At 44.3% G+C, this 16406-nt stretch carries 11 protein-coding genes, 1 tRNA gene and 1 pseudogene; 5 read left to right on the top strand and 8 right to left on the bottom strand.

What is annotated here, in order from left to right; all coding sequences use genetic code 11:
* Nucleotides 1-67: 67 nt before the first annotated feature.
* The 5 genes from MmiAt1_RS08330 to MmiAt1_RS08310 all read right to left on the bottom strand — a co-directional run bounded on the left by MmiAt1_RS08330 (nt 68) and on the right by MmiAt1_RS08310 (nt 5900).
* Nucleotides 68-790 carry a CPBP family intramembrane glutamic endopeptidase gene (locus MmiAt1_RS08330; protein ID WP_318786424.1) on the bottom strand — a complete coding sequence of 241 codons (723 nt, stop codon included), beginning with the start codon at nt 788-790 and terminating at the stop codon, nt 68-70.
* Nucleotides 791-1100: 310 nt separating this feature from the next.
* Entirely contained in the window at nt 1101-2435 is a 1335-nt protein-coding gene (locus tag MmiAt1_RS08325; protein WP_318786423.1) for a coiled-coil protein, read from the bottom strand.
* A gap of 9 nt (nt 2436-2444) precedes the next feature.
* The gene (locus MmiAt1_RS08320; protein WP_318786422.1) at nt 2445-3032 is read right to left on the bottom strand and encodes a hypothetical protein; all 588 of its coding nucleotides are present in this window, start codon (nt 3030-3032) and stop codon (nt 2445-2447) included.
* 442 nt (nt 3033-3474) lie between these two features.
* Complete coding sequence (locus MmiAt1_RS08315; RefSeq protein WP_318786421.1) at nt 3475-3765, bottom strand: DUF424 domain-containing protein; 291 nt, start codon at nt 3763-3765, stop codon at nt 3475-3477.
* Between the two features lie 32 nt (nt 3766-3797).
* Nucleotides 3798-5900 carry a minichromosome maintenance protein MCM gene (locus tag MmiAt1_RS08310; protein ID WP_318786420.1) on the bottom strand — a complete coding sequence of 701 codons (2103 nt, stop codon included), beginning with the start codon at nt 5898-5900 and terminating at the stop codon, nt 3798-3800.
* 285 nt (nt 5901-6185) lie between these two features.
* Here MmiAt1_RS08310 and MmiAt1_RS08305 point away from each other — a divergent pair.
* Nucleotides 6186-6268 (top strand) — tRNA-Ser (locus MmiAt1_RS08305).
* Nucleotides 6269-6321: 53 nt separating this feature from the next.
* Here MmiAt1_RS08305 and MmiAt1_RS08300 read toward each other — a convergent pair.
* Entirely contained in the window at nt 6322-6642 is a 321-nt protein-coding gene (locus MmiAt1_RS08300; RefSeq protein ID WP_318786419.1) for a hypothetical protein, read from the bottom strand.
* Nucleotides 6643-6739: 97 nt separating this feature from the next.
* Between MmiAt1_RS08300 and MmiAt1_RS08295 the strand changes: the two genes are divergently transcribed.
* Both MmiAt1_RS08295 and MmiAt1_RS08290 read left to right on the top strand, forming a co-directional pair.
* Nucleotides 6740-7753 (top strand): transcriptional regulator, encoded by a 1014-nt coding sequence (locus MmiAt1_RS08295; RefSeq protein ID WP_318786418.1) that lies wholly within the window; start codon nt 6740-6742, stop codon nt 7751-7753.
* 34 nt (nt 7754-7787) lie between these two features.
* Nucleotides 7788-8330 carry a DUF1697 domain-containing protein gene (locus MmiAt1_RS08290; protein WP_318786417.1) on the top strand — a complete coding sequence of 181 codons (543 nt, stop codon included), beginning with the start codon at nt 7788-7790 and terminating at the stop codon, nt 8328-8330.
* Nucleotides 8331-8335: 5 nt separating this feature from the next.
* Here the strand turns inward: MmiAt1_RS08290 and MmiAt1_RS08285 are convergent, their stop codons facing one another.
* Both MmiAt1_RS08285 and metG read right to left on the bottom strand, forming a co-directional pair.
* Nucleotides 8336-8536: a hypothetical protein gene (locus MmiAt1_RS08285; protein ID WP_318786416.1), complete on the bottom strand. Its 201-nt coding sequence runs from the start codon at nt 8534-8536 to the stop codon at nt 8336-8338.
* A 178-nt stretch (nt 8537-8714) separates the two neighbouring features.
* Nucleotides 8715-10916, bottom strand: coding sequence for a methionine--tRNA ligase (gene metG / locus MmiAt1_RS08280; protein ID WP_318786415.1), 2202 nt, complete (start codon nt 10914-10916; stop codon nt 8715-8717).
* A 312-nt stretch (nt 10917-11228) separates the two neighbouring features.
* Between metG and sppA the strand changes: the two genes are divergently transcribed.
* Together sppA and MmiAt1_RS08270 are read left to right on the top strand one after the other, a co-directional pair.
* Nucleotides 11229-12281 carry a signal peptide peptidase SppA gene (sppA, locus tag MmiAt1_RS08275; RefSeq protein ID WP_318786414.1) on the top strand — a complete coding sequence of 351 codons (1053 nt, stop codon included), beginning with the start codon at nt 11229-11231 and terminating at the stop codon, nt 12279-12281.
* A 914-nt stretch (nt 12282-13195) separates the two neighbouring features.
* Nucleotides 13196-16406: pseudogene (locus MmiAt1_RS08270) on the top strand (hypothetical protein); the annotation flags it as partial.

Genomic DNA, 16406 nt, shown 5'->3' with positions numbered 1-16406 from the left:
TTATCAAATTATTCCGATTAAATGGTGTTCGTTTTTCTGTTTTTTAATTGTTCAAATGCGCGAATTTTTATCCTGTAATTGTCGACAAAAGCAAAATGAGAAAGACGATTGTGTCTAACAGAAGATGAATTGCGTAAGAGACAAAAATATTTTTTGTTTTTAAATATGCGTACATTGTAAAAATTGAGCAAAGCCCCTGAAGGAGCAAAACTGAGATGAGACTCTCATATGCCGGCAAATGAAGCAAAGCGAAAATCACCAGCGTCAATACAGTTGCGATGACGATGCTCATCTTTCTGTTTTTCGTGAATTTATAAAACAGCGTTAAAAAGACGAGAAACGGTATAATTTTGATAAGCTCTTCACCGAAAATCTGAAGCGGAAATATCAGCCATGTCGAAACTGACGTTAATTCGGAAATAATCGGATTTCCTTGCGCGGCAACGCCGAAATGAATTAAAATGAGATCTAATAAAAATGTAAATATGAGCTCGGCAATCAACAAGATTACAATCAGTTTAAAATCACCTTTTTTAAATTTTTTGCAGATTAAACCGAATTTCCAATCTACCGCAAATCCGAAGCCGAGAAGCGGGATTATTAAATACAAAAGTCTCTTCCATATTCCCAATTCCGACAGGAAATCCAAAGGAACCACAATTAAGAAAATTGTTAAAATGGCCGATAATATCATCACAGCCCATTTACCGATGCTTATATGCGGATTATCGTTATACAGCGGAAAATCCGGTGTTTCACTTTCAAATTTAAAATAATCATCTTTTTGCATTTTATCAGTCCGTTGTTGACTATTCAATATCTATTAATGCAATCTTTAATTATAAAATTGTCGATATAATTACATGCGGATTCATTGAAAAAGCCGGAATCATTGTTTAAAAAACCACGGACGTTCGCGAAAATGAGAAATTCAAACTTTTCGAATTTTGTCTAAATCGTAAATTTTGTTGTAAATTTATATTACAAAAATAGAAAATAAAACGGAAATAAAATTTCCGTTTGTTTTTTAAGAATATTTGTTTCGTTTTTAGAATATTTGTTTCGTTTTTAGAATATTTTTTGTTCTAATAACATTGTTTTTATTCTTTGTTAAACTCAATGTCGCCTTTTTCAATCAAAGCACCGAGGTCTTCCAAACTGAGACGGCCGTTGCTTTTCAATTTTTCTTTGGCGCTGTTGTGAATCTTGTCGACGCGCTTTTCATCCCTTTCGTTTTGGAAGTCTTTCATTCTGTCCAAATAGATGTCAAGCTCCTTTCTTGTAATCGCGATGTTTTTCTTCAGCGGGTCGATTTTAGAGGTCGTCGGCTTGATGAGCGCGTATCTTTCGGAAAGGCGTTTGTGGTAGCCGTCCGCTTCTTTTCTGAGCTCGTCGACTTTTCTGTAAATCTCAATCATTTCAACATGATATTTTTGAGATTCTTCGGACAGCTGCTTGATTTCAACGGAAAGTTCGTCGCTTCTCGTGTACATGCCCTTGTTTTCGTTGTAAATCTCTTGGATTTTGCCATGCAGTTCGTTGGCTTCTTTGGTGGCTTTGACACGTTCCGTGAGATCCGTCAGGCGTTCGAACAAGTTTTTCTCGTGATCCAAATTGATGTCGTCTTCCAGGAATTTTCTTAAATTTTCTCTGTAATTTTTCATCAAAATGTCATAAGTGCCTTTTGAAATCTTGTTGTATTCGTCTCTTTTTGTTTTGAGCTGATTGATTTCATCAGATTTGGATTTGGTTTTTTCCATTTCCATGCTTCTTTCGGTTTTCAAAACCGAAATCTTCTGATTCACTTCATCTCTTTTGGAACGGCTTTCCTGAGCGGTTTTTGAAAGTTCTCTGACTTGAGCGTTCAATTCGTCTCTTTTGGTTTTTAAATCGTCGCCGTCCGCTCTCTGATTTTTAAGTTCGCGGAAAATGGCTTTCAAAGCCTTTTCATCACGTTCCAAAACATTTCTCAGCTGGTTGGATTTTGCCTTAGCTTCCTGCTCCGTCATATGAGCAACTTCAACTTTCAAGTCTTCCAAACGCTTTTCAACCGACTCTTTGTTGTCTTTTAAAAGCTCTTCCTCAGCCTTTTCTTCCGCCGCAATTTCATCCGCGGCGGCAACTTTCTCTTCAACAGCGTCAGACTCTGTTTTCTCTTCAGCTGCTTCAGTTTCCGTTTTCTCTTCAATTGCTTCAGATTCCGTTTTCTCCTCAGCCGCAGCGGTTTCTGCTGTTTCTTCGACAGCGTTGCCTTCTGCTGTTTCTTCAGCCGCGTTGAGTTCAACAGTTTCTTCAACGACAATCTCTGCCGTTTCTTCAATTACGATTTCCGGTTGTTCTGTTGTTCCTGTTTCTGCAGGTTCTGCTTCTCGGGTTTCCTGAACCGCTTCGGTTTCTGCCGGATTTTCAGTATAAGTTGTATTTTCTTCAGTCATTTTCAGTCCTCACTTCATTCCTTTCCAGTATTCTAAGGACTCTTTATGGCTGCCGATTCTGACAGCCAGCCAGCCTGCTCTCTTGTCTTCGGACACTTCTCCCTGCTTTTGCGCAAGAAGGGCTTTGTCGGCATCCAAAGCTTCTTTAAGCGTATGTTCTTCCGTGTACGCCTGGTAGGCCGCTTCAATTTTTGACAGCAAAACAGATTTGTCCCCGCCTTCGGCATTGTTAATGTCTGAGCGGAGCGTTTCGTAAACCGCTTTTCTTTCTTCAGCGGAATCAGAAATCTTAGACGACGTTAAAGCGCTGATACCGGCTTTGATTTTCTCGGCGTCAATTTGTTTTAACTCCATTTTTTTTAATTCTTCAACGGCTTCGTGGCCGGAATGATGTTTCTTTTCATCAAAAACGCCGGTTTTCTCTTCATTCTCTTCAATGCGCTTTTTTAAATCCTCAATTTCCGTGTCCAAAGTTGTGGAAGTCGTTGTCAGCGCATCGTATTCTGCCTGGTATTCCGCAATTAAGCGTTCGTGTTTTTCAACCACGGCAGAAATAAGTTCATTTCGTTCAAAAATTCTGATTTCTTCAGTTTGCACAGCAATCACCTGAATAGGCAATACTTTGAAAAACGGCCGGCACATTTAAATCTGTGAGGAATGCCGCTGTTCTTTTTTGTATTTATATTTGTAATAATTTTGTAATTTTAATAATCTGTAAATCTGTGATTTTATAATTAATTTTGCAAATTGAATCGTGTCTTCGCCGGGTTGGATTCCATTGAATTTAATTGAATTTCTCGTTTCAGATTTTTTAAATATTGGCTGACATGATTCAATATAAAAGTTCAGCTGAAAGTATAGTTGAAGATTGTTGAAAGTATATCTGAAAATATTGAGAAATCCTTCCCTGTTTTCGTTCCAAAAAAATGAGTGTTTTTCGGCATCGATTTTACATGTCCGTGAGCGAACAAAACAGACGTTCTCTTTTCATTTTCTCGGATTAAGATTTGATTTGAATTATTTAAAGCCTTTGACTGTTTTACAATGTGAAATACAAAGCATGCGGAATCTCGCCGAAATAAATGACCGCATTCGGGTCGACAATGCCGTATTTAACAGCGCAGGCGACTGCTTTTTGGCCGACCAGATTGGCAGTCGTTGCCTGTGCCAGCAGGTTTGCCAGCACTTCTTCCGTTGATTCTTCCCCGTGATAAAACGAAGCGTTCACGGTCATTTCACATTTTTCGCCTTTAAGCGTTTGGCCGATCAGCTCCTTATCGCAGGCGGCAACCATGAAATGTTTACCGGTTTTATAAGTTTTAACATACATTTTTTCATCTCTTGTTTCTCAAATCTTTCAAATCAGCGTGAAATCCATTTCAAATGGTCTTTGTCGGGTTCTGAAATATCGCCTTTCTTGCGCATTTTTTCGATGTAAACATCCAATTCGTCCGCGACAATACCGGATTTTTCAGCTTCGGCATAAACTTCTTTGCGGGAAGCTTTGTGTCCTTCGCTTCTCTCGGCAATCATTTTAATGATGTCTCTGACAATTTCAATCTTGTCGCGCTGAGATTTGCTGATGCCTGACGCAATAATATCGGCGTCCAGCATTCCGGTTGTCGGGTCAATGCCGACATTTTTCAGACATTCCATCGTGATATCGGTTGTTCGGACCGCGTCATCCATCGTGACTCTGTTGCTTAAGCGGACGCGGGCACTCGCCTCAGCCAGTCTGACCAGCGCTTCCAGCTGACGCGCCGTCACGGGAACGGGCGTGTTTTTGCCTTCTCCCTGCTTTCGAAGACTGGTGTAAAAATCAACCAAATGCATCCGGGCATCTTCATCCATAATCGGATACACGTTTCTTCTGGAATAAGCCACGTATTTTCGCAGCAGCTCAGGCTCTATTTCGGGAACGATGTTAATCATCTGCTCGTCAATATATTCCTGCGTGATGTCGGAAGAAGAAATATTGTTTTTATGCTGCATCAGCTCGCCGGCGTAATGCGTTTGGAGCAAATGGCTTGCAATCCGGTTATCCATCTGGCTTTCGGGAACATCGAGAAGCAGGAAAATCAAGTCAAAACGGGAGAGAAGCGCAGGCGGCATATCAATTTGATCGGCCAGGCTTTCAAAACGGTTGAAACGCCCGTAAACCGGATTTGCCGCGCCGAGCAGCGCGCATCTGGATTTGAGCGTTGCGATAATGCCGGCTTTGGCGATACTGATGGTCTGCTGTTCCATGGCTTCGTGAAGCGAACTTTTGTCTTCATCGCGCATTTTGTCCATTTCGTCAACGGCCGCAATACCCATGTCCGCCATGACAAGCGCGCCGCCTTCAATCGTCCAGCGCCCGTCGCCGAGATCGTCTTTGACCGCCGCCGCCGTTAAACCGCTGGCAGAAGCGCTTTTGCCTGACGCGAAAACGCCGCGCGGCGAAAGCTTGACGATATATCTCAGCAGCTGACTTTTTGCAACACCGGGATCGCCGACCAAAATCACGTGAATATCGCCTCTTGTTCGGGTTCCGTCGGGGAATTGTTTCGTAACGCCTGAAAACAATTGATACATCAGCGCGCGTTTGACGTGGTCGTTGCCGTAAATCGTCGGCGCGATGGATGAAATAATTTTGTCGTAAATTTTCGGATCGCGGCTGAGCTCCAGGATTTGTTCTTCTTCTTCGGCCGTGATGTCCAAATCATCGTATTCCTGGTCCAAATGCTCAATCGAATTGGCATCCAAAACCAAGTCGTAAAACGTGGATTTTCCTTCGCGGAGCGCGCGCGGAACCGAGCGTAAAATACCGTTGATAATGACGCGGTCACCGGGAGATACTTTGCCGGTCAAGTCGTCGTTAAAATTAATTTCCAAACTCTGCGGATTTGTGCCGCCTTTGAGGCTTTCGGGTGATTCCTGAATCTGACTTTTTTGAGAATCGACAAATTCGGACTGCTCCACCACCAGTTTGAAAGGACCGCGTTTGCCGCAGTTTTCATTTTCACAGCCGGAATACGGTTCGTCCAGTTTGTTTCCGGGCTGTTCGACATAAGTGACTGTGTCGCAGCGCATGCATTTAAATGCCGCTTTTGTAATGCGCGGGCGAACCTCCGTGGCCCGGCGAACCATTCCTTCGATGGCGATAAATTTGGAAAGATGCTTGCTTCTTAAATCACGAATCGGAATGCGGTTCGGGATATTGGAGACGCGGACATGCGCATTGTCCAATTTTTTCGACAGCGGCAAATCCATATCTTTGAGTGCGAATTCCAATGACAAAATCACCGATTCGGGATCTTCAATCAAATCGCGGGCGATGTCACGGTCAAAAACTTCCAGCTTGTCGTAATTCACAATCAGACTGCGCTCGTCGGGATAATTGTTCGCAAGCTCCAAAACGTCGTCCTGATAATACCGCTTCAGAAAGTCCTTTAATTTTTTATTCCATTTTTCATCAACAACCATGATGTCACCAAAAAACCGATTACGTAAAATTTGCCTTTCATTTGAATTGTTCAAATTGGAAAGAGTAAATGTTTCAATCCTATGATAAACTTTTTTAAATTTCCGTCAAAACAATGAAATTCAATAAATAAATCTAAACCGCACATGAAGTGAAAGTACTGATTCTCCTCCCTCTTCGCCTTCAAAACTTAAAAGTATTTATATGAAAAACGGCATTAACAAGAAATGCTGAGGCGCTTTTGCGCTTTTCAGAATGTTTTTCAAATTTGTTTCATATCTTTTCATGCCCGGTTAGTCTAGTGGTAAGGCGGTGGTCTCGAAAACCACTTCTTCTTCGAAGAGCGCAAGTTCAAATCCTGCATCGGGCGCTATTTTCTTTTTTTGTTTTTGTTTTTTTGTTTGTTTTTGTTTTGTTTTTGAATTAAAAACGATGATTGTTTTGTGTTTGACATATCTTTGATTCATATTTTGCTTTGCATATACTGCTGTTTTTGTTGCTATTGTTTTTGTTTGCTATTGTTTTTGTTTGCTGTTGTTTTTGTTTGCTGTTGTTTTTGTTTGCTGCCTCCCTCTTCTTTTTAGAGCAGCCGTTCGCTTCGCGAACGGGCGGCAGTCGGATACTTTTGCCGCTGCATCTTCTGTTGCTGCGCTTGCTGCTAACTGCATTGCTGTGTCCGCCGCGCGCGAGCTGTGTCATTTTCATTCTTTTATCAAAAGCGGGATTGAATTTTGCATTTTTCACTCAAAAAACCGACATCAGGTTTTATCATTCTTCCGGTTTTTGATTTTTTCATTTTAAGAACTTTTATATAGACCCGCATTCATAATTTGAAATCAGAATGTCTCGAGATATCCTTGCCGACCAAACCATTGAAGTGCTCCGGCACGCCGGATTTATGGTCTCCGATAAATGCGACATCCGGCCGCGTAGTTTTGATATCGCCGCCCGGAACGGTGAGACGCTTCTTTTATGTAAAATCCTGCTCAATCTGGACGGTTTAACGGAAGAGACTGCAAACGAAATGATTGTTCTCTCCGAAATTCTCGGCGGAACGCCGCTGGTTATCGGTGAAAAAACACGCGACCAGCCGCTTGAAGACAACGTCATTTACACGCGCTACAAAATTACCGCCGTCAGCATCCAGACATTTTATGATTATTTTATCGAAGGCATCCCGCCGATGGTCACAGCTTCTCCCGGCGGCCTTTACGTTCCGATTGACGGCGCCGCGCTCAAAGAAGCCCGCATCGAAAACAACCTTTCTCTCGGATCTCTGGCCGGAATCGTCGGCGTTTCCCGCCGAACGATCAGCAAATACGAAGAAGAAGGCATGCACGCCTCCATTGACACCGTTTTGATGCTTGAGGATTTGCTTCAGATTGAATTGGCGCAGCCGATTGACATCTTAAACCCCGCGCTTCTGCAGGCCGCGCAAAAAACAATTTCCGACTCTTCCCAGCCGTCAAAAGTCGGCGGCTCGGTCCCGATGCAGGCGGACGCTAAACAAAATGAAAACGCCGCCGGAAACGAAATGCTGTCTTATGTCTCAACACTCGGCTTCGATGTCAAAGAAACCGCACACGCACCTTTCCGAGCTGTTTCCAAAGACAAGCAGTCCGTGATTTTAACAGGTGTCAGCAAATACAACGCTTCCACGCTCAAGCGCGCGCATTTGATGAGCAGCATCTCGGATGTTTTCCAGACCGAATCCGTTTTTTTAATCGACGGCAATTCCAAAGTCAAATCCGTTGAAAGCACCGCGTTTATCGAGAAAAAAGAACTCGTTAAAATGAGCGGCCCCGAGGATTTGATTGAAACAATCGAAGAGCGGAAAGTGCCTGAGAAGAAGTAATTTTTTCTTTTCATTTTTTATTAAGGGAATTTTTATGAAATACATCGCTTTCTTGCGCGGCATTAATGTCGGCGGCAACAATAAAATTTCAATGGCGGAATTAAAAAACGCGTTTCAAAATCACGGCTTTTCTGACGTTCAAACTTATATCAACAGCGGCAATCTCATTTTTTCAGCCCTTCCCGATAAAGAAGACGAACTGAAAAAGAAATGCGAATCCGTTTTGACCGATGAGTTTAATGTTTCTGTTCCCGTTGCTGTTCTTTCCGCAGATGATTTAACAGAATCGCTGGACAATGCACCGTCCTGGTGGAATGCCGATTCCGAGTCCAAACACAACGCGATTGTCGTTATCTCTCCGGCACAGCCGTCCGAAATCACGGATGCCGTCGGCGGCATCAAACCCGAATACGAGAATGTCGAATGTTTCGGCAAAATCATTTTTTGGTCCGCGCCGCTGAAAACCTTTTCAAGAACCAAATGGTCTAAAATTGTCGGAACGCCCGCTTATGAAAAAGTGACAATCCGAAATGCAAATACAATGCTGAAATTGGCAAAAATGGTTCGGCAAGATTAATTTTTTTAAAAAACGGGACCGGATCTTAATTTGTTTTTGAAATTGATGCGGCTCGCGCGCGGCAGCCGGCAGCGGAGACGGCAGGCACAGCAGACTGCCGCTGCCGCCCCGTTCGCGAAAGCGAACGGCTGCTCAAAAAAGCAGATGCAAATGCAAATGCAAACCGGCATACATGCAAACGGCAGCACATATGCGAACGGCAGCATACAAATAAAAACGACAATGCAAAACAGTAGCAAAGCAAAAATGCACTCTTAATAAATAAAAAAATGATAAAATAAAAAAATGATAAAATAAAAAAATGATAAAATAAAAAAATGATAAAAAATCAGATAGAAATGAAACAATTTTGTTCCATTTCCTGTTCATTTTAATTTGATGTTTTTAACAAACATCCGATCCCGGTTCAAGTTCCTGATCCGGCATCAGAAGCGAAACTTTTCCGCTGCCGTCATCGGCCGCTAAAATCATACCCTGCGACTGAACGCCGCACAATTTGGCCGGTTTTAAGTTGACAATGACGCAAACGGTTTTGTCGACCAGTTCATTCGCTTCATAATAAGCGCGAATGCCGGACACGATTTGGCGCGGTTCGGGCTCACCGACATCCACCATGATTTTGTACAGCTTCGTTGATTTCTCAATGATCTCGGCGGAAATGATTTTTCCGACTTTGATTTGCGCTTTAAAGAAATCATCAATCGTAATTTCAGGCAAGATTTCCGTTTCGTTTTCAACATTCTCGACATTTTCTGTTTTATTTTCTGCATCCATTTTTTCACCCGCGGCGCACGCGCATTTCGGTGCTTTGCCGCCTTTTTCTGATTTGTTCTCTTTCTTTCCTTTTTTGCTCTCTTCAATCAGCTTTTCTTCATCCGGGACCAAGCCCGCTTCTTTCATTGCCAAATGAACGCGTCTCTTGGCGATTTCATCCATCTCGGAAATCTTATCGTCTTCCAATTTCGTAAACAAAATTTCAGGCGTTCCGAGCTTGGCGCCGGGGACAAGCGGCACAAGCGCTTCATCGTAAAGCACGTCCGCCACATTTCCGGAAAGGCCGAGCTGAATCCATGCTTCCTGCATTTTGCCGGGCGTCACCGGCTCAAAAAGAACGGCCAGCGCTTTGACCAGCTGAAGACAGTTGTAAACGACTTCGCCGCACTTTTCCTTGTCGGTTTTAATCAGCGCCCACGGCTCGTGGGACTGGAAATAGCTGTTGGCAAAAGAAGCGAGTTCCATCACAGTGTCGGAATATTTCTTGAATTCATATTCTTTCAAAGCGTCAATCGCATCTGCCGTTGTCTGTTTAATCTTTTTCAAAATTTCCGGCTCGACTGTTCCGTTCGGGATCTCGCCGAAATTTTTGGACGCGAATAAAAGGGATCTGTAGAACAAATTGCCGAGAACGGCGACAAGTTCTGAATTAATTTTTTCCTGAAGCATGTCCCACCCGAAATTCAATTCTTTCGTGTGAGACGTGTAGCTCGATAAGTAGTAGCGGAGCAAATCGGGGTGGAATCCCTGATCCAAATAATCCTCGCCGACCCAAACGACGTAACCGCGGCTCTTTGAGAATTTTTTGTCTTCGATTTTCACCATTCCCGAAGCCACAACATCGGTCGGGAGGGAATAGCCGGAACCTTTGAGCATCGCCGGCCAGAAAATACAGTGATGGTAGACGATGTCGCCGCCGATAAAGTGAACAATTTCTGAATCTTGCGTGTCAATCGTTCCCTTTGATTCCGCTTTCCAGAATTTTTCCCATGAATCGTTGTTGGCTTTCGCCCATTCTTCGGTAAACGCGATGTAGCCGATCGGCGCGTCCACCCACACGTAAACGACAAGGCCGTCGGCGCCCGGGAACTTCACGCCCCAGTCCATGTTTCTGGTAATGCACCAGTCTTCAAGACCCTGCGTCACCCAGCCTTTGGCGTAGTTGACGGCGTTATCCGTTCCGCGGAGCGTGTCCAAATAGTCTTTTAAAAATCCGTCAAATTCGGAAAGCTTGAAGAAATAGTGTTCCTGACTTCTGTATTCCGCCGGGTTTTTACAAACGGCGCATCTCGGGTCAATCAATTCGCCCGGAAAAAGCGGTTTCTTACAGCCCTGGTCGCATTCGTCGCCGCGCGCAATCACGCCGCAGTGCGGGCAGGTACCTTCCACGTAGCGGTCCGGCAGGAAGCGGTCACAGCTCGGGCAGTAAGCAATGTCAATGTTTTTGGAATAAACATAGCCGCCGTCAATCAATTTTTGAACAATGTCGGTGGTTCGGACATGATTCTCTTCATCGTCCGTTGTTCCGTAAGCATCGAAATGAACGCCCATGCGCGCGAAAATCTCGGAAAAGTGTTTGTGATAAATGGTGACGAGCTCTTTGGGCGTGATGCCTTCTTTTTCCGCGTTGACGACAACCGGTGTTCCGTGGGTATCGGAGCCGCAAATGAAGACAACTTCTCGTCCCTGCTTCCTTTGGGACCGGACGTAAATGTCCGCCGGCACATAAGTGCGCATGTGGCCGAGATGTGCCATTCCGTTTGCGTACGGAAGCCCGCAGGTGACAATCATCGGTTTTGCGTCTTGATTCATTGATTTTATTCCTCTGTGTTTGAATCGGTAATTCGGTTTGTAATAAGTTGGATAAATTTGTAAAATTTGAAAGGTTTGTAAAGTAAGGTTTGTAATAATTTAATTTCTTTAATTTGTAACGTATATTCATTCCGCAATCATTTGAATTTTTCCTGTTGAGAGGATGTATGAAGTCTTCTTGAATTAATAAAATTTTGTATGCTTCTTTGGGGGACATAAATATTTATTCAAGGCTTTCTAATTCATTACTGTTCGAAATTTGTTTTTGATGTTTTCATTTGGAAACTTTATCAAATAAGGAGGATTAATAAATTGAATCAAAAAACTCCCGACGGTTCAATTCAATCCGGTTCCAGTTACCGGCCGTACTACAGTTATGTGTCCGAAATTGAATCGGAAGAAAATACTTCGGAAATCGCGCAGCCGGCCGTTTCCGCGCCCGCGTCTCAGACACCCGTTGCCGCACCTGTGCCCGCAGCACCTGTGTCCGCAGCACCTGCGCCTGCAGCACCCGCGTCCGCCGCTCCGGCTGCGCCGCCTCAAAAAAAGTCTAATAAAGGTCTGACGGTTTTCGTCATTATTTTGCTTTTATTCGGCGTTGCGGCGATGGTTTATGTCACGCTGGACGATGTTCCCGGCAGTTCCGGCAATAAAGTTGCCGTCATTCACGTGATGGGCGCGATGTATACCGGCGATTATGTTTACGGCACAGGCATTGCCGGCTCGGACGCCATTTGCGGTCATATCCGAAACGCAACGGACAACAGCAGCGTCAAAGCTATTGTTCTGCGCATTGACAGTCCCGGCGGCACAGCGTCTTGTTCTCAGGAAATAAACATGGAAATCCAGCGCGCTCGTGCGATGGGCATTCCTGTCGTTACTTCGATGGCCGATCAGGCGACCAGCGCGGCGTATTACGTGGCTTCCCAAACGGATTATATCTATGCGAGCCCCGGCACAATGACCGGCTCCATCGGTGTCATCGGCAGACATGTTGACAATTCGTCCGTGTACGAAAAAGACGGCGTCACCATTACCGTTTTCAAGAGCGGTGATATGAAAGATATGGGCGCCGACTACCGTGAAATGACGGCCGAAGAAAAAGCCTACTGGCAGCACATTATTGACACCAGTTTCAAAACATTCGTGAATGATGTCGCCGACGGCCGCGGAATGACGCGCGACCAAGTCTTAAAACTGGCCGACGGTCGTGTTTATTTGGGCGAAGACGCTTTGAAGAACGGTTTGATTGACGGTTACGGAAATCTTTACGTTGCCGCCGACAAAGCCGCCGAATTGGCGGGTCTTGAAAGTTACTCCATGTACTATCCCGACCAAATTACCTTGTCGTCACTGTTTTTCTGATTGAAAAGCAGCCGAAAATTTAAAAATGAGCCGGAATATTCCGGCTTTTGTTTTCTTTTTATTTTTTTATTTTCTTTTTTGTTTTCTTTTTTATTTTTATTTTCTATTTTCTGATATTCAGATTGTTTGAGATAAGTACTGACTTTCGGTTTTTAAAACGCACTTTCTTCATTTTTGAATGCCTTCATCCTTTTTGAGGCATCAATCATTCCTGTTTTATCTGTTTTTCTTTTCGTTTTCATTTTCATTTAAAAATCTCTCCAAAAAAATATTTATACTATTTAGATATAATTATTCTACTCATTTTATGAGACTATATAATATATGTTTCAAAATATTGATGACGCTTTATTCTATTATTCGTCATCAGTCGAGACTTATTTTGGTTAACGGAGGGTAAAATTTATGTATGATGTAGTGACCTACCGCTCACAGCGAGCAGCGAGCAGCGAGCAGCGAGCAGCGAGCAGCGAGCAGCGAGCAGCGAGCAGCGAGCAGCGAGCAGCGAGCAGCGAGCAGCGCACAGCAAATCGCAAACAGTAAACTCTATTGAGCTTTTCTCTTTACACACGTCTCAAATTTCCGGCAAAATTGTTTCTTTCTTAAGAGTTTTGTCAAATTCACTTTTCAAATCTTTTTTAACTCAGAGATTACATTCTCTTAATTTCGATGCATTCTCTTTGGGGGGAAAATCTTATGTATGATGTAGTGACCCTCAGCAGCGAAGCAGCGAAGCAGCGAAGCAGCGAAGCAGCGAAGCAGCGAAGCAGCGAAGCAGCGAAAAGCATAAAGCAGTAAGCTCTATCGAAAAAAATCCGTTTTCCGGTTTACACGCGAAGAATTGGAAAATTGTCGGACAAAAATTATTTACGTTTTTGATTGTATTCGCGGTTGTATTTTCGGCTTTTCCGATTGTGAATGTTGCGGAAGCTGCAACACCAATTACTTGGTCGGGCTCATCTTTTGATATTTCAGCAGGCGGCGAGTATACCCTTCCCGCAGGAAATCCATCGGGAGCTTTCACAATCAATGTGAATACGGCTTCACCTGTTACAATTGACGGGTCGGCAAACGGCGGAACAACCTACGCAAATTTATCAATTGTATGTAATTCTATGGCCAATTTAACACTTGTCGATTTGAAATATTCAAATGTCAATAATCATCCGGCATTTGCACCTTTGCATTTTACAACAGGTCTGAATAATGTTTTGACTTTCAAAGGCGATGTTTCTATTACAAATGCTCAAACGGTCGGTGTCAGCGGTAAAGGCGCCGGTATACTTATTCTTAATGGCGTTAATTTAACCATTCAAGAATATGATACTTCTTCTTCATTAACTGTTAAAGGCGGTTACGGCGGTGCCGGTATCGGCGGCGCTTTCGGTTCAAATGGTACAACAGGGTCTAATGTATGGGTAGGTGAAGCCGTAGCAGGTACGCCGGGAATTGCCGGATCTTCTTCAGGCAATATCACACTTGCAGGTAAGATTACCGCAACAGGCGGTACCGGTGGTGCAGGTATTGGCGGTGGCCTCGGCGGTACCGGTGGTACGGGGGGAAGTACTCTTGAATATGGTTCCTCGTCTTCCTCATATAATTATAAAGGCGGTGCCGGCGGTATTGGCGGTGCCGGCGGCAATTCCGGTACTATTATTATTAATTCCGGAATTATCAAAGCAACAGGTGTTGGCGGTGCGGGTATCGGCGGTGGTGCCGGCGGCTCCGGCGGCAAAGGCGGCACTCCCCTTCAACATGGTTATTCTGGAAATGGCAGTTTTGGCGGTTCCGGAGGGGATGCTGTAAATATCACTATTCTCGGAGGGACGGTTGAAGCTTCAAGTGACAATGGCGCAGGATTAGGCGGCGGTAGTGGCGGAAGGGGCGGTAGTCCTGGGAACATATTAGTATCCACAAACCAGGCTGGTGCTATGGGTCCTGGGGGTATTGGAGGCACTTCAAATGTAACAATACTTGATGGAATTGTTAATACAACTACAGTCAATGGTGCCGGAATTGGTGGGGGTTCTTCCGGACTTTATCCGGCTAGACCCACTAATACTGATTCTTATTTTAATCTCTATTCAAGTCATCCTCTACCCGGAGGGGCTGCAGGCGGTTCCGGCGGTAATATTATAATTAGTGGGGGAATTGTGACAGCAAATACAACTGGGAACGGAACCGGCATCGGTGGCGGGTTTTCCCTCTCTCCTTTCGGCTATCAAGAAATTCATCTCGGTGCTCCTTACTATTTTCCATCCGGCTCAAAAGGAGGTTCCGGCGGTAATATCCAAATAAGTGGAGGTACTATCAAAATCAATGCTGCCGGACTTGGTACTGGTATTGGTGGCGGAAGTGGTGCTTATCTTTATGAAGCTGAGTACGGTCCGTATGACTGGGTTGGTCTTGGAGGCTCTTCCGGTACGATTAATATTAGCTCCGGCGTTAATTTGCTCGATATTAATACGGAATCCGGTTTGAAAATCGGTTCCGGCAGCAATCAACTTTTGGCAGCAACTCCTTATGTTTTGCATAATGTCACTTATTATTCAGATGCAAAAGAAACAAATCAGATTACTTTAACCTATACGAACAATTCAAGTGAAATAGACGGCAGTGATGCACTTGCTTCAGCTCCTGAATATATCAGCAGTTATTTCCCGACTTTCTTCACGACGAGTTTTAAAGGCTGGTTTACTTCTAAAACATATACAACGCCGATTTCTGCAGGCGGTTCTGTTTCATCTGCGACCTCAGCACTGTACGGCTATGCCGGTCCTTATGTCACCGGCCCGATCGATCAAAGTGTTGGTCACGGCGATCCTGCAACATTTACGGTTACGGCATACAGTCCGTCGACGAATTTGGATTACGATTGGTATGTTGACATAAATGACGGAAACGGACCCCAATTGGTGACATTATCTGACGGAACAGCTTCAGGAAATACTTTCACGATCAGTTCGGCGTCCTTTTTGATGAACGGTTACAAATACAGCGTTGAAGTTTGGGACCAAGACGAAGGTTTGTCTACGGTGTCAGATGAAGCAACGTTAACAGTAACGCCTGCTGCACTTTCTATTACAACGCAGCCTACTGCTCAAACTGTTACGGCAGGCGGCACTGCGTCTTTTACAGTTGTTCCCGACGGCGGTACCGGTGTTTACAGTTATCAGTGGCAAGTACGGAAAGGTTCCGGAGGTTACGTGAATGTTGATACGGGCACGGTTGACACTGACGGTACTTACACCTTTACGGCAACGCAAAGTATGAATGGTTGGCAATATCGTGTTAATGTGACAGATACAGCTTCTCAATCAGTTCTTTCAGGCAATGTTATGTTGACTGTGAATCCTGAATTAGAAATAACAGAACTGAGTGATGCAGCTGTCACAGAAACCGGGACGACAACATTCCAAGTCACGGCAAGTGCGGGAACTCCGCCCTACAATTATCAATGGGAAGTCAGTACCGACGGGTTAACATTTAATATTGTTACAAACGGTACGGGTGACGGAACTGCTTCTTATACTATTCCTGCGGCAACAGCCGGTATGGACGGTTTGAAATATCGGGTTTTTGTTACGGATAGCGGGGGCGCTTTGAAGAAAACTGCGCCGGTGACTTTGACTGTTTACAGTTCCGGTTCTTTTACTGTTTCCGTGAACAATGCAAATGTGGCTGCCGGTGAAACTGCAGCGTTTACCGCAACTGTTGCGGGCGGTTCAGGTGCTTACACCTATCAATGGTATAAGGGAAGTATTGCAACCGGTAATGAAGTCGGTACGAATTCAGCAACTTATTCTGTTGCTTCCGCCTCAACTTCTGATGCCGCTACATATTATGTTCGCGTGATTGACACAACAGCAAGCACTTACGTTGACAGTTCAAGCACATTGACTGTTTACAGTTCCGGTACTCACACTGTTTCCGTGAATAACGAAAATGTGGCTGTCGGTGAAACTGCAACGTTTACTGCAGCTGTTGCGAGCGGATCAGGCACTTACACCTATCAATGGTATAAAGGAAGCATTGCTTCGGGCAATGAAATCGGTACGGATTCTGCAACTTACTCTATTGCTTCCGCTGCTGCTTCTGATGCCGATACCTATCACGTTCGCGTGA

Origin of the sequence: Methanimicrococcus hacksteinii (assembly GCF_032714515.1) — an archaeon.
Classification (GTDB): domain Archaea; phylum Halobacteriota; class Methanosarcinia; order Methanosarcinales; family Methanosarcinaceae; genus Methanimicrococcus; species Methanimicrococcus hacksteinii.
The sequence above is the reverse complement of the archived record's forward strand: the minus strand, read 5'-3'. Positions and strand labels throughout refer to the sequence as shown.